This window comes from Klebsiella aerogenes KCTC 2190, assembly GCF_000215745.1.
GTDB lineage: Bacteria > Pseudomonadota > Gammaproteobacteria > Enterobacterales > Enterobacteriaceae > Klebsiella > Klebsiella aerogenes.
In genome coordinates, this window is the sequence record NC_015663.1 from 476,366 (window position 1) to 493,558 (window position 17,193).

Annotated in this window: 18 protein-coding genes; 11 read left to right on the forward strand and 7 right to left on the reverse strand. The window is 55.3% G+C overall.

The window, feature by feature from the left end; all coding sequences use genetic code 11:
- Positions 1-27 precede the first annotated feature (27 nt).
- Positions 28-1,023 carry a LacI family DNA-binding transcriptional regulator gene (locus tag EAE_RS02315; RefSeq protein ID WP_015703338.1) on the forward strand — a complete coding sequence of 332 codons (996 nt, stop codon included), beginning with the start codon at positions 28-30 and terminating at the stop codon, positions 1,021-1,023.
- Here the strand turns inward: EAE_RS02315 and araE are convergent, their stop codons facing one another.
- The 4 genes from araE to EAE_RS02335 form a co-directional block, all read right to left on the reverse strand.
- On the reverse strand, positions 1,024-2,442 hold the full coding sequence (gene araE, locus EAE_RS02320) for an arabinose-proton symporter AraE (RefSeq protein WP_015369908.1): 1,419 nt from the start codon (positions 2,440-2,442) through the stop codon (positions 1,024-1,026). It lies immediately after the preceding gene.
- A gap of 294 nt (positions 2,443-2,736) precedes the next feature.
- On the reverse strand, positions 2,737-3,498 hold the full coding sequence (gene kduD, locus EAE_RS02325) for a 2-dehydro-3-deoxy-D-gluconate 5-dehydrogenase KduD (protein WP_015703339.1): 762 nt from the start codon (positions 3,496-3,498) through the stop codon (positions 2,737-2,739).
- A gap of 366 nt (positions 3,499-3,864) precedes the next feature.
- Positions 3,865-5,043 carry an acetyl-CoA C-acetyltransferase gene (locus EAE_RS02330; protein ID WP_015369905.1) on the reverse strand — a complete coding sequence of 393 codons (1,179 nt, stop codon included), beginning with the start codon at positions 5,041-5,043 and terminating at the stop codon, positions 3,865-3,867.
- A gap of 111 nt (positions 5,044-5,154) precedes the next feature.
- The gene (locus EAE_RS02335) at positions 5,155-6,030 is read right to left on the reverse strand and encodes a LysR family transcriptional regulator (protein WP_015703340.1); all 876 of its coding nucleotides are present in this window, start codon (positions 6,028-6,030) and stop codon (positions 5,155-5,157) included.
- Between the two features lie 102 nt (positions 6,031-6,132).
- On the opposite strand from EAE_RS02335, the gene EAE_RS02340 reads away from it, so the two are divergent.
- The 5 genes from EAE_RS02340 (at position 6,133) to EAE_RS02360 (ending at position 10,640) form a co-directional block, all read left to right on the forward strand.
- Positions 6,133-6,594, forward strand: a complete 462-nt coding sequence (locus EAE_RS02340) for a multidrug/biocide efflux PACE transporter (RefSeq protein ID WP_015703341.1) — start codon at positions 6,133-6,135, stop codon at positions 6,592-6,594.
- Positions 6,595-6,733: 139 nt separating this feature from the next.
- Complete coding sequence (locus EAE_RS02345; protein ID WP_015369902.1) at positions 6,734-7,963, forward strand: amino acid permease; 1,230 nt, start codon at positions 6,734-6,736, stop codon at positions 7,961-7,963.
- A gap of 115 nt (positions 7,964-8,078) precedes the next feature.
- Positions 8,079-8,945 (forward strand): aldo/keto reductase family oxidoreductase, encoded by an 867-nt coding sequence (locus tag EAE_RS02350; protein ID WP_015369901.1) that lies wholly within the window; start codon positions 8,079-8,081, stop codon positions 8,943-8,945.
- A gap of 400 nt (positions 8,946-9,345) precedes the next feature.
- Positions 9,346-10,050 (forward strand): flagellar brake protein, encoded by a 705-nt coding sequence (locus EAE_RS02355; protein WP_015703342.1) that lies wholly within the window; start codon positions 9,346-9,348, stop codon positions 10,048-10,050.
- Positions 10,051-10,055: 5 nt separating this feature from the next.
- Positions 10,056-10,640, forward strand: a complete 585-nt coding sequence (locus tag EAE_RS02360) for a helix-turn-helix domain-containing protein (RefSeq protein ID WP_026612222.1) — start codon at positions 10,056-10,058, stop codon at positions 10,638-10,640.
- Positions 10,641-10,661: 21 nt separating this feature from the next.
- Here EAE_RS02360 and EAE_RS02365 read toward each other — a convergent pair whose 3' ends face one another.
- Together EAE_RS02365 and EAE_RS02370 are read right to left on the reverse strand one after the other, a co-directional pair.
- Positions 10,662-11,363, reverse strand: a complete 702-nt coding sequence (locus EAE_RS02365; protein WP_015369898.1) for an ArsR/SmtB family transcription factor — start codon at positions 11,361-11,363, stop codon at positions 10,662-10,664.
- 21 nt (positions 11,364-11,384) lie between these two features.
- On the reverse strand, positions 11,385-11,702 hold the full coding sequence (locus EAE_RS02370) for an antibiotic biosynthesis monooxygenase family protein (protein WP_015703344.1): 318 nt from the start codon (positions 11,700-11,702) through the stop codon (positions 11,385-11,387).
- A 369-nt stretch (positions 11,703-12,071) separates the two neighbouring features.
- Here EAE_RS02370 and EAE_RS02375 point away from each other — a divergent pair, with 369 nt between their 5' ends.
- Positions 12,072-12,284: a YdgH/BhsA/McbA-like domain containing protein gene (locus EAE_RS02375; RefSeq protein ID WP_015369896.1), complete on the forward strand. Its 213-nt coding sequence runs from the start codon at positions 12,072-12,074 to the stop codon at positions 12,282-12,284.
- A gap of 112 nt (positions 12,285-12,396) precedes the next feature.
- Here the strand turns inward: EAE_RS02375 and EAE_RS02380 are convergent, their stop codons facing one another.
- Positions 12,397-13,263, reverse strand: coding sequence for an EamA family transporter (locus tag EAE_RS02380; protein ID WP_015703345.1), 867 nt, complete (start codon positions 13,261-13,263; stop codon positions 12,397-12,399).
- 80 nt (positions 13,264-13,343) lie between these two features.
- Between EAE_RS02380 and EAE_RS02385 the strand changes: the two genes are divergently transcribed.
- The 4 genes from EAE_RS02385 to EAE_RS02400 all read left to right on the forward strand — a co-directional run bounded on the left by EAE_RS02385 (position 13,344) and on the right by EAE_RS02400 (position 17,182).
- Positions 13,344-13,850, forward strand: coding sequence for a MarR family winged helix-turn-helix transcriptional regulator (locus tag EAE_RS02385; protein ID WP_015369894.1), 507 nt, complete (start codon positions 13,344-13,346; stop codon positions 13,848-13,850).
- Positions 13,851-14,006: 156 nt separating this feature from the next.
- A complete protein-coding gene (locus EAE_RS02390; protein ID WP_045359492.1) occupies positions 14,007-14,483 on the forward strand; it encodes a MarR family winged helix-turn-helix transcriptional regulator in 477 nt (158 codons plus the stop codon).
- 347 nt (positions 14,484-14,830) lie between these two features.
- Positions 14,831-15,976 carry an amidase gene (locus EAE_RS02395; RefSeq protein ID WP_015703346.1) on the forward strand — a complete coding sequence of 382 codons (1,146 nt, stop codon included), beginning with the start codon at positions 14,831-14,833 and terminating at the stop codon, positions 15,974-15,976.
- A gap of 39 nt (positions 15,977-16,015) precedes the next feature.
- Positions 16,016-17,182, forward strand: a complete 1,167-nt coding sequence (locus EAE_RS02400; protein WP_015369891.1) for an acyl-CoA dehydrogenase family protein — start codon at positions 16,016-16,018, stop codon at positions 17,180-17,182.
- The last annotated feature ends 11 nt before the right edge of the window (positions 17,183-17,193 follow it).

A 17,193-nucleotide genomic window follows, 5' to 3' on the forward strand; every position in this document is an offset into this window, starting at 1 on the left:
ACTTAGTTGTATACCGGAGTAATCACCATGGCATCCCTGAAAGATGTAGCGAAGCTAGCCAACGTCTCACTGATGACGGTATCCCGCGCGCTGAACAGCCCGGAGCGCCTGAAGGCGGAAACGCTCGCCCGCGTACAGGCGGCTATCGAACAGACCAATTACGTCCCCGACCTGTCGGCGAAGAAAATTCGCGGCGCCCGGGCAACGCCGAGCACCATCGGCGTGCTGGCGCTGGATACGGTGACCACTCCATTCTCGGTAGAGATAACGCTCTCTATCGAAGAGACGGCGCGGGCCCACGGCTGGAACAGCTTTGTGGTTAACATGTTCTCGGATGACAATCCAGATGCCATCCTTGACCTGCTGCTTTCCCACCGCCCGGACGGCATCATTTACACCACCATGGGGCTACGCCAGGTTCCGCTACCGGCGAAATTGTTGACGCTGCCCTGCGTGCTGGCCAACTGCGAAAGCCTGAACGAGAACGTCGCCAGCTATATTCCGGACGATGAGCAAGGCCAGTACGACGCGGTGAAAGCGCTGCTGGCCGCCGGCTATCGCCGCCCGCTCTGTTTGCATCTTCCGGCCAGGCATCTGGCGACGATACGCCGCCGACAGGGGATGGAACGCGCCTGCCGTGAGGCGCAGGTCGATCCGGATACGCTCGATCACGGCTATATGACCTACGGTGACGAACACTATCGCGATATTCCCGGCCAGCTGCTGGCCCATATTGATCAGGGTAAACCGCGGTTTGATTCCGTAGTGTGCGGTAACGATCGCATCGCTTTTATGGTCTACCAGACGTTGCTGGCGCAGGGCTTGCGAATCCCTGAAGATGTGGCGGTGGTGGGTTATGACAACATGGTGGGGATTGGCGATCTGTTCCTGCCGCCGCTGTCAACGGTGCAGTTACCGCATTATGAAATTGGCCGCCTGAGCGCCCTGCATATTATTAACGGCGACAGCCATCGGGATACCATTAAGGTTCCCAGCCCGTGGCTGCCGCGCGAATCCGTGTGATCAGTTGCCGATGTTACGCAGCTTTTCCCCGGACATCAGCTTGCGTTCGATATGTTCAAGCGTCACGTTTTTGGTTTCCGGGATCAGCCAGAAGGTCACGCCGATAAACGCCACGTTCAGCGCGGTATAGAGCCAGAACGTGCCTGCCGCGCCAATCGCGTCCAGCAGCGTCAGGAAGGTCGCGCCAATAATCATGTTCGACACCCAGTTGGTGGTGGTCGAACAGGTGATGCCGAAGTCGCGGCATTTTAGCGGCTGGATCTCAGAGCAGAGGATCCACACAACCGGCGCGGCGCTCATCGCGTATCCGGCAATACACATCATGGTCATTCCCACCGATAGCCAGGAGAGACCGCTGCCGGCGGTACCGTTATCAAACTGCATCAGGCAGTAGCCCAGCACCAGGGTGCCCAACGCCATCACGCTAAAGCCGATTTTCAATGCCGGTTTACGCCCGGCCTTATCAACGGTAAACACCGCGATAAAGGTGGCGAACATGAAGGTCAGGCCGACCACCAGCGTGGCGATCATCTGCTGCTCGGTGGTGGTAAAGCCGGCCATTTTGAAGATCCGCGGCGCGTAATACATGATGATATTCATGCCGGTAAACTGCTGCATCGCCTGCAATAACATGCCAAGGAATACCGCCCGACGCACGTTGCGGTTCACTTTGAACAGCGCCCAGCCGCCCTGCTTGAGCTTCAGGCTTTCGCGGATTTCATTCAGCTCATCGCGCGCCTTTTCCGAGGTATCGCGCAGCATGCGCAGCACTTCTTCGGCCTCGATATGGCGGCCTTTTTCCGCCAGCCAGCGCGGGCTGTTAGGCAGGAACACCACCAGGATAATCAGCAATACCGCCGGCAGCGCCAGCACGCCAAGCATTGCCCGCCAGTTGCCGCTGTAGCTGAAGGCGGTATCGGATAAGAAGGCCAGCACGATGCCAAGCGTGACCATCAACTGATACATGCTGATCATCTTGCCGCGAACGTTTTCGCTTGCCATTTCAGAAAGATAGAGCGGCGCGGTATAAGAGGCGATACCGACGGCGACGCCAAGGACAATACGCGCCGCCAGCAGCATCTCGACGCTGGTGGCGAATGCCGAGCCGATAGAGCCCGCCACAAATAGCACCGCGCCAACCATCAAACTGTATTTACGGCCAAGACGGAAAGAGAGCCAGCCGTTGAACAGCGCGCCGATCGCCGCGCCAAGCATCATACTGCTGACCACCCACTCCTGCAGACGGCTGGATAAAACGAAATGATCGGTGATGAAAGGTAGCGCCCCGGCAATCACGCCGATATCAAGGCCGAATAACAAACCCGCCACCGCGGCGGCAATGGAGACAAACTGGTTCATGCGCCGGGTGTTGCGCTGCGCATTGGGGAGTAAACCCGGATCGGTGGTCAATGAAGTCATTTTTTTCCTGCCTCAACAGAGTATGCGTGCAGTGAAAGTACGGGATCGCAGGGCTAAGGTGTCAGGCGGGAGATGGCGAAGATATGGATAAAACGGCTGGCAGCATTGTTTTTGTGATGGACATTAAACTTTATCTTATGCAAAAAATGCTGTCCGATCGTCAAAACAACCCTGATGAATGGCGAGTATTTTATTTTCCATTACTAACGAGTATGGATTATTTAAACCTCATGATATGGACGATCATTGTTCAGAAAACAACCCGCCGGTTGGCGGGTTGTTCGACTATGTCTGTTAGCGCGCCAGCCAACCGCCATCTACCGCCACGGTGTAGCCGTTGATGTAATCGGATGCGCTGGAGGCGAGAAACACCACCGGCCCCATTAAATCGCTCGGCAGGCCCCAGCGGCCGGCCGGGATACGGTCGAGAATTTCCGCGCTGCGCTGTTCATCGGCGCGTAACTGCTGGGTATTGTTGGTTGCCATGTAGCCGGGGGCAATGGCGTTAACATTGATATTATGCTTTGCCCATTCATTGGCCAGCAGGCGAGTTACGCCCATGACGCCGCTTTTCGAGGCGGTGTAGGACGGCACGCGGATCCCGCCCTGGAACGACAGCATGGAGGCAATATTGATGATCTTGCCGCCGTTACCCTGAGCGATGAAGTGCTTCGCCGCGGCCTGAGACATGAAAAAGACGCTTTTGATGTTCAGGTTCATCACGTCATCCCAGTCCTTCTCGCTGAATTCGATAGCATCCTGACGGCGGATTAGCCCCGCGTTATTGACCAGAATATCGATGTGGCCAAATTCCGCCACCGCGCGCTCAAGCAACTGCGGAATACCATCTATCTGCCGCAGGTCGGCGGTGAGGCTCAAAAAACGACGCCCCAGCGCGGTAACGCGCTCGATGGTTTCCGTCGGCTCAACGATATTAATACCGACGATATCGCAGCCCGCTTCCGCCAGCCCAACCGCCATGCCCTGGCCTAAACCGGTGTCGCAGCCGGTCACTACCGCGACTTTCCCCTGAAGAGAGAATGCATCAAGAATCATATCTGGTTCCTTTCTTTCACGGCCTGCTCACCACAGGCAAGGTTCTGAGGTTAAGAAGAACTCCTGGAACATCCCCATCATAAAAATAAAACAGAGTTCCGTTTTGCTGATGGTCACATAGTAGACCGCTGAAAAATCATTTTCAACGACAATTAAAACAACGTTTCATTTTTTATGATTAAAAATGATAAAAACGCAAAACGGATCACATCGCCAGGAACTAGCAACCTGTACAAAAGCTATAAATACAGTGAGTTAGGTTATCTTTGAAAAATAACCGCGAAGAGAGAAAATCGGAGAGAAAAACGAAGAAAAGAAGATCGGCGAGGAAGTTGGACATCGCGCCGAAGACGGCGCGAGATCGTATTATGCGCGCTCCACCGCCAGCGCAACGCCCTGACCGCCGCCGATACACAGCGTCGCGAGCCCTTTACGCGCATCGCGCTTGATCATTTCATGTACCAGCGACACCAGAATACGGCAGCCGGACGCGCCAATCGGATGGCCCAGGGCGATAGCCCCGCCGTTAACGTTAACCCGCCGTTCATCCCACTCCAGCACTCTGCCAACGGAGATAGCCTGGGCGGCAAAAGCTTCATTAGCTTCGATTAAGTCAACCTCATCCAGCTGCCAGCCCGCGCGCTCAAGGCAGCGCCGGGTGGCATGTACCGGCGCGATACCCATTAGCGCCGGATCGACGCCGACGCTGGCGAAGGCGCGAATGCGCGCCAGAATCGGCAGCCCCAGCTCCTGGGCCTTTGATTCGCTCATCATCATTACCGCCGCCGCGCCATCGTTAATACTCGATGCATTACCCGCGGTCACCGACCCAAGCTGGTCGAAGGTGGGCATCAGGCTGGCTAACCCTTCAGCGCTGGCATCCATCCGCGGCTGCTCGTCGGTATCCACCAGCCGTTGACTGCCGTTATGCTCGGTGGCGACCGGCACGATTTCATCGCGAAACCGCCCGGAGTCTATCGCCCGCCGCGCTTTTTGCTGCGAGCTAAGCGCCCAGGCGTCCTGTAGTTCACGGCTGATCCCATACTCCCGCGCCAGATTTTCCGCCGTTACGCCCATATGGTAGTCATTGAAAGCGTCCCACAGCCCATCATGCACCAGGCTGTCGATAAGCTGGCTATTGCCCAGCTGCGCGCCGGTTCGGCTGTCGGTAAGTACATGCGGCGCGCGGCTCATGTTTTCCTGGCCGCCGGCGATCACTACATCCGCTTCGCCGCATTGGATGGCCTGAGTCGCCAGGTGCAGCGCTTTCAGCCCGGAGCCGCAAACGTCGTTGATGGTGATCGCCGAAACGGTATTCGGCAGCCCGCCGCGGATCGCCGACTGACGCGCCGGATTCTGCCCGGTGCCCGCGGTCAGCACCTGACCGAGGATCACTTCATCAATGCACTGCGGATCGATTCCGCTCCGCTCGACTAACGCCTTCACCACCACGCTGCCCAATTCCACCGCCGAGTGACGCGCCAGCGTTCCCTGAAAACAGCCGATAGGCGTACGCAACGCGCCGACGATCACGACATCTTTCATCCTTTACCTTCTGCGCAAAGAACCATCAATAGATGCCGTTATAGTAGAGAATTGTTATCAAAAAATTTCGCAATTGTTTAAAAAAAGTGAGGCGGTTCACAAAGTTCGCCGTCACGACTCGCGGCCTTGCCCTTCAAGGTGTTGGCGCAGCCAACTGCCCGCTTCCCCCAGCGGCGTACGCTTGTTCCATAGCAGATCCACCGAGATCGAGCGCGGCCAGCCGGCGATATTCAACGCTTTAAGCTTGCCGCTACCGGCGAACTCTTCCACCAGCGCGCAGGGCAAAATGCACCAGCCAAAGCCCTGCACCGCCATACTCAGCAGCAGCAAATAGTTGGGCGCCGACCATACCTGGCCGCGCGAGGGATCCGGCGCGCTCTCAAGATAAGTGCTAAGCCGCAATTCACGCCAGCCGTGCAGATCATCCCAGAAAACCCGCCCCTGACCGGCCAGCGGATGCCCCGGCGCAACATAAATCCCCATCGCCGTTTGCAACGGCAGGCGCATGCTGCCGATCTCCATCGGATAGCTGTCCCGGGCTTCGATAAGCCCCACCTGAGCGCGCTCTTTTTGCAGCAGATCCACCACGTCTTCATCTTCGCCAATCAGACATTCAAACTCGGTATGCGGAAAACGCCGATCGAACTGTTCCAGCAAATACTCCAGTACATCCGGGTGCAGGGTATCCGACAAGACGAAGGTCAGCCGCGGTTCGGTATTGCCGGATAACGAACTGGCGAGCTCATCCAGCCGCGAACTGGCGGCCAGTATTGCTTTCACATAGCCCAGCACCTGCTCGCCCTGCGCGGTTAGCGTCGGCTGGCGAGTGGAACGATCGAACAGAGTCAACCCCAGGTCGGTTTCAAGATTCGAAATCGCGGTACTGATGGTGGACTGGCTTTTACGCATCCGCCGGGCGGCGGCGGAGAACGAACCGCTGGCGGCGGCTTCTACAAAGGCGGTGAGGGCTTCGGGAGAATAGTGCATAACCTATCTACTTTATCGATGGAATCTATCTTTTGTTTATCACATTTTTCCATAAAATGCCGGGTAAATCTGGATGACAGAACTAACAAGAGGTATCCCAAAATGAAAACCAATAACCTGCAACATAAGACGCTACTGGAACGCGTACTCCACGCGGTGAGCTTTGAAGGCCTCGCCACGTTAATTCTGGCCCCCACCGCCGCCTGGTTAATGCAGCGATCGGTGGTCGAAATGGGCGGCTTGGCCATTTTGCTCGCCACCATGGCGATGGTCTGGAACCTGATCTATAACGCCGCCTTCGACCGTCTGTGGCCGGTTTCACGCCTGGCGCGTACGCTGCGGGTGCGCGCGCTGCACGCCATCGGCTTTGAGTGCGGCTTTATCATCATCGGCGTCACCGTCGTCGCGCTGGTGCTTGGCGTGTCGCTGGTGCAGGCATTTATGCTGGAAATCGGCTTTATGCTGTTCTTCCTGCCCTACACCATGTTCTTTAACTGGGCGTGGGATACGCTGCGCGTGCGCGTCCTGAAGTATCGCCAGCCGCAGAGTCTGCCGAATAGTTAACGTTCTCGATCGCGCGGATCGCCTAACCCTTTGGCGATCCGCAGGTTTATTTATCGCCGAAAACTATCACCGCAAACGATTCATAAATGTGGTAAATTGCACTCCTTTTTTTGGGTTATACGGTTGATAAATTCGCATAATGTCTAAAATTTGGTCTAAAGAAGAAACTCTATGGAGTTTTGCTCTATATGGCACTGCCGTAGGCGCCGGCACCCTATTCCTGCCGATTCAACTCGGTTCGGCCGGCGCCATCGTGCTGTTCCTTACCGCTTTGGTTGCCTGGCCGTTAACCTACTGGCCGCACAAAGCGCTGTGTCAATTCATCCTGTCGGCCAAAGTGGCGGCCGGTGAAGGGATCACCGGCGCGGTCAATCATTACTACGGCAAAAAAGTCGGCAATCTGATCACCAGCCTGTACTTTCTCGCCTTCTTCGTAGTGATCCTGATCTACGCCGTGGCAATCACTAATTCGCTGGCTGAACAACTGGCGAGACACGTGGCGATGACTCCTGGCGTACGCGCTCTACTGAGCCTCGCCGTGGTGCTGGTACTGAATCTGATCTTCCTGATGGGGCGTCATATGACCATCAAAGTGATGGGATTCCTCGTCTTCCCGCTGATTGGCTGTTTCCTGTTCCTCTCCATCTACCTGATTGGCAGTTGGCAACCGGAACACCTCACCAGTCAGATGCAGCTGAACGCAAAGACCTGGCACCAAATCTGGATCTCGATTCCCGTGATGGTTTTCGCTTTTAGCCATACGCCGATTATTTCGACCTTCGCTATCGATCAGCAGGAGAAATATGGTGAGCTGGCCATGGGTAAATGCAAAAAAATCATGAAGGTGGCCTACACCATCATCTGCGCCAGCGTGCTGTTTTTTGTCTTCAGTTGCCTGCTGTCCATTCCGCTGCCGTACATCGAAGCCGCGCGTAATGAAGGGGTGACGATTCTCTCTGCGCTCTCCATGGCGCCGGGCGCGCCAGGCTGGCTTGCAGTGACCGGCATTATCGTCGCGGTGGTCGCGATGTCGAAATCGTTCCTCGGCACCTATTTTGGGGTGATTGAAGGCGCCAGCGAAATCGTTAAAACCTCGCTCGGCCAGCTCGGCATTCGTAAGAGCCGCGCCTTTAACCGCGCCATGTCGATTATGCTGGTCTCGGCGCTGACCTTTATCGTCTGCTTTATCAATCCGAACGCCATCTCGATGATTTACGCCATCAGCGGCCCGCTTATCGCCATGATTCTGTTCATCATGCCGACGTTGTCGACGTATATCATTCCGGCGCTCAAGCCCTACCGTTCGCTGGGTAATCTCATTACCTTAATCGTCGGCCTGCTCTGCGTCTCGGTGATGTTCTTCAGTTAAATCGCTCTCGCGGCGACGCCTTCAGCGTCGCCGCACGTTCTGCCAACATTCTCGCCCATCGCTTCTCCCTGACGGGATTACACTTACTCCTTGCCTATCATCGGAGGGAGTCATTATGTCCAGCGTAACATTATCCGGGGTCATGACCTTAGGCGACCGTCAGGTTTACCGGCTTGGATACGGCGCCATGCAGCTCGCCGGCCCCGGCGTGTTCGGGCCGCCAAAAGATCCCGACGCCGCCATTCGCGTTCTGCAAGAAGCCGTCGCCGCCGGGGTGAATCATATCGATACCTCAGATTTCTACGGCCCGCATATCACCAATCAGCTAATTCGTCAGGCGCTGCATCCCTATAGCGACGACTTGTGTATCGTCACCAAGGTCAGCGCCCGCCGCGATGAGAAAGGCAATTGGCTACCAGCGATGTCGCCGGCGGAACTCACCCAGGCCGTCGAAGATAACCTGCGTAACCTCGGCCTGGAGAGGCTGGAGGTGGTCAATCTGCGCAGCATGCTCGGCACCCACGGCCCGGTGGAGGGTTCGCTGGAGGAACCGCTAACGACCTTACTGGAACTAAAAGCCCGCGGTCTGATACGTCACATCGGTCTGAGTAACGTCACCGCCAGACAGGTTGCCGATGCGCAGAAGCTGACGCCCATCGTCTGCGTGCAAAACCAGTACAACATCGCTAACCGCGGTGACGACGCGTTAATCGACGCGCTGGCGCAGCAAAACATCGCCTACGTGCCGTTCTTCCCGCTGGGCGGTTTTACGCCGCTACAGGCGCAAGAGCTTAACGAGGTTGCCGCCATGCTCGACGCCACGCCGATGCAGGTGGCGCTGGCGTGGTTACTGCAGCGCTCGCCGAATATTTTGCTGATTCCGGGCACCTCATCGGTGGCGCATTTACGGGAAAATCTCGCCGCTGCAACGCTTACCCTCCCCGCCGGAGCACTGGCGAAGCTGGATAGCATCAGCGGTTGATGGCGTCAACTCCCCCCTTTACGGCGTTTGCCGTGAAGGGCTATCCCCTTAATATTAAGCTGGAATTAGGCCATCTCTGCTGGCACTATATATCCTACAAATCGGGTTATGCTGATTCCTCGTCGAGGAAATAACCTTATAAATTGCATTGAGTTACGTTATTTCTTAGGCCTCCTAATTGGGAGGCTGTTGTCGTTTGTATTGTTCCATGGTTTTTGTTAACACTCTTGATTACAGGAAAAAACAATATCGGCTTCGACGTTTATACAAATCAATTTGGCTACAAAGATAGTCAATATCATCGAACGTTCACAAAAACATCTGGTTAACATAATCAGTATGTCGCTATTGCTGTAAAAAAAATTAACTATGCACAGTAACGATTCAACAAGGATTACCCATGATAGAGGGAACGATAAAAACCAGTAAGTATGAAATCATTGCTATTTTCAGAGAGGAACAGAGAAAGCAAACAGAGATAGAAATTTTCTTTAATAACAAAAGCATCAGTACTCAGATTGCGCGTGTAGATTTTGCCGAATTCCATATCCAGAGCGATAGCAAAATCCCTGCGGGGAATAAATTCAAATTTATTCTGCATAGTGATTCAGGAAAGATCGAGTTCACCTCCCAGCGGCAGAAGAATTCCGCTGGCGGCGCGGAGAATAGCAATAAGGTGGCATTTGCGTTACCGGAATGCATCCAGGTTGTACAAAGACGACGAGATCCGCGATTTCGTTTACGCGATGAGAATGATTTCTTTTGTCATGGGCGCCATAAAAATGGCGAAAACTATGCTTTTGATATCAAAGATATTTCAGATGGTGGCTGCGCGCTGATTGCACCAAGTCCAAATCTGAAATTCCTTGCCAACAACTCAACGCTGAAAAACGCCATTCTGTCTCTGGCTGAATATGGCGAAATCACCGTTGATCTGATTATCAAGAACGTGGCGATGGTCACGCTGGATAGCGAAGAAAAGAGTCCGGAAAACTACTATCAGATTTCCTGCCAGTTTAAGTTCCGCCGCAGCGATGACAGGAAGAAAATAGAAAAAACGCTGATCGATTTGATTCTGGAAGCCAAGCGTAAGAAGAGAGTTTAATGCCCTTGAACAATATCTTGCTGTACACTGACGACAATATCATTGGCCAATCTATTCATGATTATCTGAGCGATATTCACCAGGATATCACCCAGGCCAGTTATCAGGACATCGTGCAAGGGGGCGTCGCGCCCCTGGCTGAGACGGTGATCTTCAATATGATCCACAAGGATATATCCGCCGCCGATACGGTCGTATTACTCAACAAACTGCGCTTTCATTTCTCGCGCTGTACACTGTTGGTATTGATGGTAAAAAGCGATATCGCCAATCTGTGCCGGGAATTAATCGATCTGGAAAACCTGTTAATCCTGACGGAAAAATCTTCTTTAGACGCATTTTCGGCAATTACCAGAACGCAGGATGAAACTCCGCAGACCCGGTATTTGCGCACGCAGCGAAAGCTGACCGCCAGAGAGCTGCAGGTACTGGAACTTATTATCGCCTGCAATAACAACAAGCGAATTGCCTCGCTGCTGAATATCGATCATAAGACGGTACACAGCCACCGCATTCACATTATGAAAAAGCTGGGAATGAATAGCTCGCAGGTGATGCATAAGCAAATCGTCAATATGAATCACTGCTGAACGGCTATCCTGTCGCCGGGTCTACAGCGCCAGGCCAAAGTGCTGACGCAGCGCTCGCTTCCCAGGCTCGCTGATTGTCACTTCGCGATAGCCCGGGACCGGCATAAACCAACCTTTTTGCACGCCCCACTGCAGCAGGGCAGCGCCCGCGGCACCGCCCAGATGAAAACGGCGCTCGCTCCAGTCGAGGCAGGCGCAGCATACTTTGCGGCGGGATCCGCTATCGCACGTAATACCTAAGCGGGCGAAATGCGCCTCCCCCGCCGCGGTAAGCGCGGTGCCATTTGCCGTGAGCCACGCTTGCTGCTGCAGAAAATCATAGATGGCGACGGCCACTTCACCCGCCAGATGATCGTAGCAGGTACGCGCCATACGCAGCGTTCCCGGCGTTCGCGTGGTCAGCGGCACTGCGCTTTTGCCCGCCATGGTCATCATATTTTCCAGCAATCCGGCGACATCGCCGCCCGCCAGCCGATAGTAGCGATGTCGCCCTTGCGCCAGGCAGATCAGTAAGCGACTGTTGACCAGACGGCTAAGGTGAGCGCTGGCGGTCGACGGCGAAATATCCGCCGCGCCGGAGAGCTCAGTCGCCGTCCATGCCCGGCCATCCATTAGCGCGCAGAGTATTTTCACTCGTGAAGGGTCAGCCATCGCCGAGGCAACCGCCGCCATCGCGACGGCCAGCGCTTCGTCATCATCAATGACAACCGCAGGGTGCAACATACTGCCTCCGCTTAATATTGGTTACGCAGAATGCGAACTCTGCATCTGGTATTCACGCAATACCTGTGCCACGCGAATCTGATAATCAGCAAAGATAGACTCCCGCCCTTCCCGCTGCGCCGCCTGATGACAAATATTGTGCTTCCAGGCTGCAACCGACTGTTCGTCCCGCCACCACGACAGCGACAAAATCTTTCCCGGCGCACTGAGGCTTTGAAAACGCTCGATGGCGATAAAGCCGTCGATGGTTTCCAGCAGCGGTTTCAATTGTGCCGCCAGCGCGAGGTATCGTTCCTGCTGCGCTGGCGTGACCTGTGCTTCAAAGAGTACCGCAATCATGGTTTTTTCCTCCAGCAATGAATGAAGCCGCACTGTAGCGCGCCGATGGTTAGCAATGCTTCGCCAGCGGGCGAAGTATCGCGGTCACAACAAGCCAAAAAACCACCAAACCATTCACACAATCAATACCAGGCGAAATTCTGTTGAGACATAAACGCGGGTCAACGGAAATTAGCACTCTCGAAGATGAGATATAACATTCTGTTTTCACAGTTTTTTTCAATAAAAATCCCATTTACAGTCATCAAACCGTCATAAAAATGTGATCTAAATCGCACTTTTTGCAACGTGCGTTATAGTTAGCAGGCTTATTATAAACCCATCGAAAGCACAACGCTTTCCACCATAAAAGTTAAAAGGATAAACACCATGAAAAACGTAAAATTACTTGCTGCTGCTGGTATGCTGTCTCTGGTTTCTTTCGCAAGCTTCGCGGCTCACCCGGTGAGCGTGACCTCTGATACCCTGGACAACGCAGAAGCAAAAATCGCTGCTATCGCTAAAGATCAGGGCGCCTCTTACCACATTACCGAAGCCTATACCGGTAATCAGGTACACATGACGGCGGAACTGTCTAAATAACCGAATGGTCGCAGAGGGAGCTGCCGGACAGGTCGTCTCAGGACGGCTGGTCTGGCTCCCGCCACGTAAAAACACACGGCAATGTCGAGCCCCTTTATGGGGCTTTTTCACGTCAACGTTTCGCCAGCGCGCGCTGAATAGAGAGCACACTCGCCAGTACCACAATAAGGCCCGCCAGCGCCATCCCCTCAATTTTCTGCCCGAGAAATATCCACCCCAACAGCACCGCCGTCACCGGGCTAAGCAGGCTCATTGCCGATACCGCCACCGGCGACAATCGGCTGATACCTCGGAACCATAATCCATAGGCCAGCATCGCTCCGGCCACACACAGCCAGACATAACCTGCCGCCTGTAATGGGGTGATGTTGTGCAACGGCGGGTCCACCAGCAGCGCGATGGGCAGTAACACGATCCCGCCTATCAACAATTGCCAGCCGGTCATCGCCACAACCGGCAACGATAGCGCCCAGCGCCGCGACAGCCAGGTGCCCAGCGCCATACTGACGGCGCCAAGAAAAGCGGCGCCGATACCTAACGAATCCAGCACCGTGCGCGGAGAAAGCAGCAACATCGCCATACCGATGATCCCGGCGCAGGCGGAAACCACCGCCAGCCACGGCGAACGCTGGCGATCCACGCACCAGGCCAGCAGCATCACCAGCAGCGGCTGAATCGCGCCGATCACCGCCGCCAGCCCGCCGGGCAGGCGGTAGGCGGCGATAAACAGCAGCGCCTGAAAGGCGCCGATATTTAATATTCCGGTAATGATCAGCTTCCACCACTCACCGCGCTGCGGAAACTGGCGGCTCCACAGTAACAACGCAATCCCGGCGGGCAACACGCGCAACAGCGCGGCGATAAAAGGACGGTCCGGCGGCAAGAATTGCGAAGTGACGATATAAGTGGTTCCCCAGATGGCGGGAGCCAGCGCGGTCAGCAGCAGATCGACCGCCAGATGACGAGTAAAAAAGGCCATGATTTTATCTTCATATCAAGTTAAATTGTGCAGCAAGTATGTATCGATAAATATCTTGATATCAAGACAAGTGAGCACACATGGACAAATTACCGCCAACGGATGCCGTTGACCGCATTCTCGCCCAATGGCAGCGCGAGCGCCCGGATCTGGATTGCAGCCCAATGGGGCCGATTGGCCGCCTCAAGCGCTGCGCCATGCTGCTGGAGCCGCGGGTGGAGGCGGCGTTTGTTAAACATGGGCTGGTACGTTGGGAGTTCGACATGCTGGCGACGCTGCGCCGCGCCGGCGAGCCATTCGTGCTGTCGCCGACCCAGCTCTTTTCGACACTGATGATTACCTCCGGCACGATGACCCATCGCCTCAAGGCGCTGGAAAAACGAGGGTTGATTACCCGCTTAGCAAATCCTCAGGATGCCCGCAGCATGCTGGTCGCGTTAACGCCAGAGGGACGAGCGCTGATCGATGAGGCGGTTGCCACCCATGTGGCGAATGAGCAGCAACTGCTGGCAGGGCTTTCCGCCCCCCAACTTCAGCAGTTAGACGAAGCGCTACGGGTATTTATGCGTCTGCTGGAGAATGAGTGACCTCCGGCGACAGGCGGTTGCTACGATGAACAACGCGCGGCTAACAAAGAGGCCATCCTCCCGGCATCATAGCGCATGGTTTTCGCAGTACCGCGTTTTGCAATAACCGCTAAATGCGCATACCATCTGCACATTCTATCGTCATCAGGCAAGGAGATGCTTGTGGATAAGACTCACTCTTCGACCCCGCCAGAGAGCCACGAAAGCCGCTTTCATAAAGAAGAGTTCCCCTTCTTCTGGGTGGTTAACGTTTACGCCCGTTATACCCAATTAATGGAAATCGAGCTCAAAAAAATCGACATCGACCTTTCCCGCTTCCGCGTACTGATGCTGGTGCACCAATACCACCGCGCCAGTATTTCGCGGATCACCGAATATGCCGTTAGTAAGATGCCGACGGTGACCAAAATTGTTGGCCGTCTGCGCGATGATGGCCTGCTCACGACCCACGTTAGCGTCAGCGATGGCCGGGTCACCGAAGCGGAACTCACCGCCGCCGGTGAAGCCAAGGTTGCCGAAGCCCGGGCATTAGCGGAAACCGTGTTTGCTAAAGCCTTCAAGGGCGTCACCCCGGCGCAGGAAAAAAAGATGAATCAGGTGCTGGCGCTCATTCTGCACAACCTCGATGACTGATCCTCTGCGAAAATAACCATTTACTATAAATGGTTATTCATTTTGTTTTACCCTCCCCTGCGTTTTTCGCACACTTTTTTATCATTTTTTTAACTTATATTTTTCATTTATTTTTGTGACGCCCTTCAAGAGATTAAAATTTAAACACCAATGTTTAATGATTTAAATCAATTAGTTAAAGAACAATCTCTCTTTCATAGCATCATCTTATCGTCAATTACGATGTAAAAAACAGGTAACAAATTACTTGAAATTTCAAGTTTTACTGACAAGATTACCTCAAACGCCAGCGGGTCGTTTTTTAGTCATTTCGCGCGGTAATTATCCCCCTCACGGAGATGTGAAACATGGTTACTGAACATCGTACAGAGGCAGAAAAAGCAGAATCCGGGTTTATCTCGCGCTTCACCCTTGGCGAAGGCGAGCTGACGTTTGCGGTTAAAGACAGTCTCGATATTGCCGGTTTTCCGACCCGCGCCGGCAGCCCGGTATTGCAGGATGCGCCGCCTGCCGTTCGCCATGCCGCCGTAGTCGAGGCGCTGCTGGATAACGGCTGCCAGCTGCGCGGCAAAACCACCCTGCACGAGCTGGCCTTTGGCGTCACCGGCATCAACCCGCATAGCGGTACGCCGCGCAATCCGCATTATCCGCAGTTAATCCCCGGCGGTTCGTCCAGCGGCTCCGCCGCCGTGGTCGCGGCCGGTGAAGTCGACTTCGCCGTCGGCACCGATACCGGCGGCTCGGTGCGAATGCCCGCGGCCTGCTGCGGCGTGGCTGGCCTGAAGCCGAGCTTTGGCCGTCTGAGCCGCGCTGGCGTCATGCCGACGGAAAGTTCGCTCGACTGCGTCGGCCTGTTCGCCCGCGATATCGCCACATTGCGTCAGGCGCTGGCAAAAGCGCTGGGGGAATCAGCGCCTCCTGCGCGCCGGGACGCCCCCGCGATAAGTTATCTGGCGGGCACGGCAACGCCGGAAATTGAGCAACTGATCGTCTCACGTCTGCAGCAGGCGGGGCTGGCATGGACCCGCGCTGAACTACCGGGGTTCAACGAAGCGCATCAGGCCGGGCTTACGGTGATAAGCCAGGAAAACTGGCTGGCGTTTCACAGCATCATCAACGCGCCGAACCTGGCGCCGGATGTCGCCCGGCGGATCCACGCCGGCGCGGAGATTGGCCCTCAGCAACGGCAGGCTGCGGAAAGCGTGCGTCAGCAATTTAGCGCCGCGGTGGATGCCCAACTGGCGAAAACCCCGCTGATTGTGCTGCCGACCCTCCCGGAATGCCCGCCAACGCTGGAAGAAGCGGCGGATCCGCTCAAGGTGGTCAACCTGACTCGCCTGGTGCGCCCATTTAATTTAAGCGGCCACCCGGCCCTGAGCCTGCCGCTTGGCGAAATTAATCATCGCCCGGTGGCTCTGCAATTAGTCGCCAATAAAAATAAAGAGTTTGATTTACTTAATTACGCTGAGTATTTGCTGGAAAAATTAAAATAATAAAACCGTACTTTCATTAACTGGAAGAGGCTAAATCGCATGTTAAACCCCTCTGCAACTTCGCGTGCGGAAAAGACCCTGCACGCCACAACAATAGAGTTTGCCGAATTACTCGCAGATATTAAAAAGCGCAGCGAGGAGTTCGAGCAGCAGAAATATATCCCGGCGGATATTATTTCCCGCTTTAAAAAGATCGGTGTTTATCGCGCGCTGGTGCCAAAACGCTACGGCGGCGATGAAATATCACCTGCGGAGTTTTGTCAGTTAATTGAAACGCTCTCAACAGCGGACGGATCTGCCGGCTGGGTGGCGAGTTTCGGCATGAATCCGTTTTATCTTGGCGGCCTACCGCCGAGCAGTCTCGATGAGCTTTACCGCCACGGGCCGGATATTGTCTTTGCCGGCGGGATCTTCCCGCCGCAAAAAGCGACGACTCAGGATGGCGGCTACCGCGTCAGCGGGCGCTGGAGCTTCGCCAGCGGCTGCAGCGGCGCCGAACTTATCGGCGTGGGTATTCTGACCGATGACGGCAGCGATCGTCCGCTGCCGCGCATCGCGGTGCTACCCGCCGGGGAGTTCACCATCGATCCGGTCTGGAATACGGTCGGCCTCTCCGGTACCGGCAGCCATGACGTAGTGCTGAATAATGCCTTCGTGCCGCAGGAATGGACCTTTATTCGCGGCGGCGAACTTAACCTCGAAGGCCCTCTGTATCGCTATCCGGTACTGTCGCTGGCCACTCAGGTGCTGTCGGTGGTCGCACTGGGTATCGCCCGCGCGGCGTTATCGGAAATTTACGCCATTGCCGAACGCCAGAGCTCGGTCACCGGCGCGCCGTGCCTGGCGGATCGCCAATTCGCGCAGATGGAAATCGCTCACTGCGAAGCGGATCTTCGTTCGGCGCGCTGCTGGTTCTACGACGCCATCGACGATGTCTGGCAAGCGATTCTGCGCGGCGATGAACCGGGAGAAGAGCGGATTAACGCCATGCGCCTCTCTTCCACCCACATTACCCGCGTCTCTGCTTCGGTTACCACCCGCGCGCTGAAACTGGCCGGGATGCCGGGCATATCGATGCGCAGCCCGCTTCAGCGCTATGCCCGCGACTCCATGGTCATCACCCAGCACGCCTTTATGGGCGAGCTGACATACATCAACGCCGGCAATATGTTCTTCGGCCACTCGCCGCAGCCAGGCTATTTATGAGTTATACGGAG

Bases quoted from the DNA above. Each gene is read 5' to 3' on its own strand.
- EAE_RS02370 (WP_015703344.1), bottom strand. From the start codon at position 11,702: ATGATTGCGGTACTCTTTGAAGCACAGGTCACGCCAGCGCAGCAGGAA.
- EAE_RS02315 (WP_015703338.1), top strand. From the start codon at position 28: ATGGCATCCCTGAAAGATGTAGCGAAGCTAGCCAACGTCTCACTGATG.
- EAE_RS02395 (WP_015703346.1), top strand. From the start codon at position 14,831: ATGGTTACTGAACATCGTACAGAGGCAGAAAAAGCAGAATCCGGGTTT.
- EAE_RS02380 (WP_015703345.1), bottom strand. From the start codon at position 13,263: ATGGCCTTTTTTACTCGTCATCTGGCGGTCGATCTGCTGCTGACCGCG.
- kduD (WP_015703339.1), bottom strand. From the start codon at position 3,498: ATGATTCTTGATGCATTCTCTCTTCAGGGGAAAGTCGCGGTAGTGACC.
- EAE_RS02340 (WP_015703341.1), top strand. From the start codon at position 6,133: ATGAAAACCAATAACCTGCAACATAAGACGCTACTGGAACGCGTACTC.
- EAE_RS02400 (WP_015369891.1), top strand. From the start codon at position 16,016: ATGTTAAACCCCTCTGCAACTTCGCGTGCGGAAAAGACCCTGCACGCC.
- EAE_RS02390 (WP_045359492.1), top strand. From the start codon at position 14,007: ATGCTTGTGGATAAGACTCACTCTTCGACCCCGCCAGAGAGCCACGAA.
- EAE_RS02365 (WP_015369898.1), bottom strand. From the start codon at position 11,363: ATGTTGCACCCTGCGGTTGTCATTGATGATGACGAAGCGCTGGCCGTC.
- EAE_RS02375 (WP_015369896.1), top strand. From the start codon at position 12,072: ATGAAAAACGTAAAATTACTTGCTGCTGCTGGTATGCTGTCTCTGGTT.
- EAE_RS02350 (WP_015369901.1), top strand. From the start codon at position 8,079: ATGTCCAGCGTAACATTATCCGGGGTCATGACCTTAGGCGACCGTCAG.
- araE (WP_015369908.1), bottom strand. From the start codon at position 2,442: ATGACTTCATTGACCACCGATCCGGGTTTACTCCCCAATGCGCAGCGC.
- EAE_RS02345 (WP_015369902.1), top strand. From the start codon at position 6,734: ATGTCTAAAATTTGGTCTAAAGAAGAAACTCTATGGAGTTTTGCTCTA.
- EAE_RS02355 (WP_015703342.1), top strand. From the start codon at position 9,346: ATGATAGAGGGAACGATAAAAACCAGTAAGTATGAAATCATTGCTATT.
- EAE_RS02385 (WP_015369894.1), top strand. From the start codon at position 13,344: ATGGACAAATTACCGCCAACGGATGCCGTTGACCGCATTCTCGCCCAA.
- EAE_RS02335 (WP_015703340.1), bottom strand. From the start codon at position 6,030: ATGCACTATTCTCCCGAAGCCCTCACCGCCTTTGTAGAAGCCGCCGCC.
- EAE_RS02330 (WP_015369905.1), bottom strand. From the start codon at position 5,043: ATGAAAGATGTCGTGATCGTCGGCGCGTTGCGTACGCCTATCGGCTGT.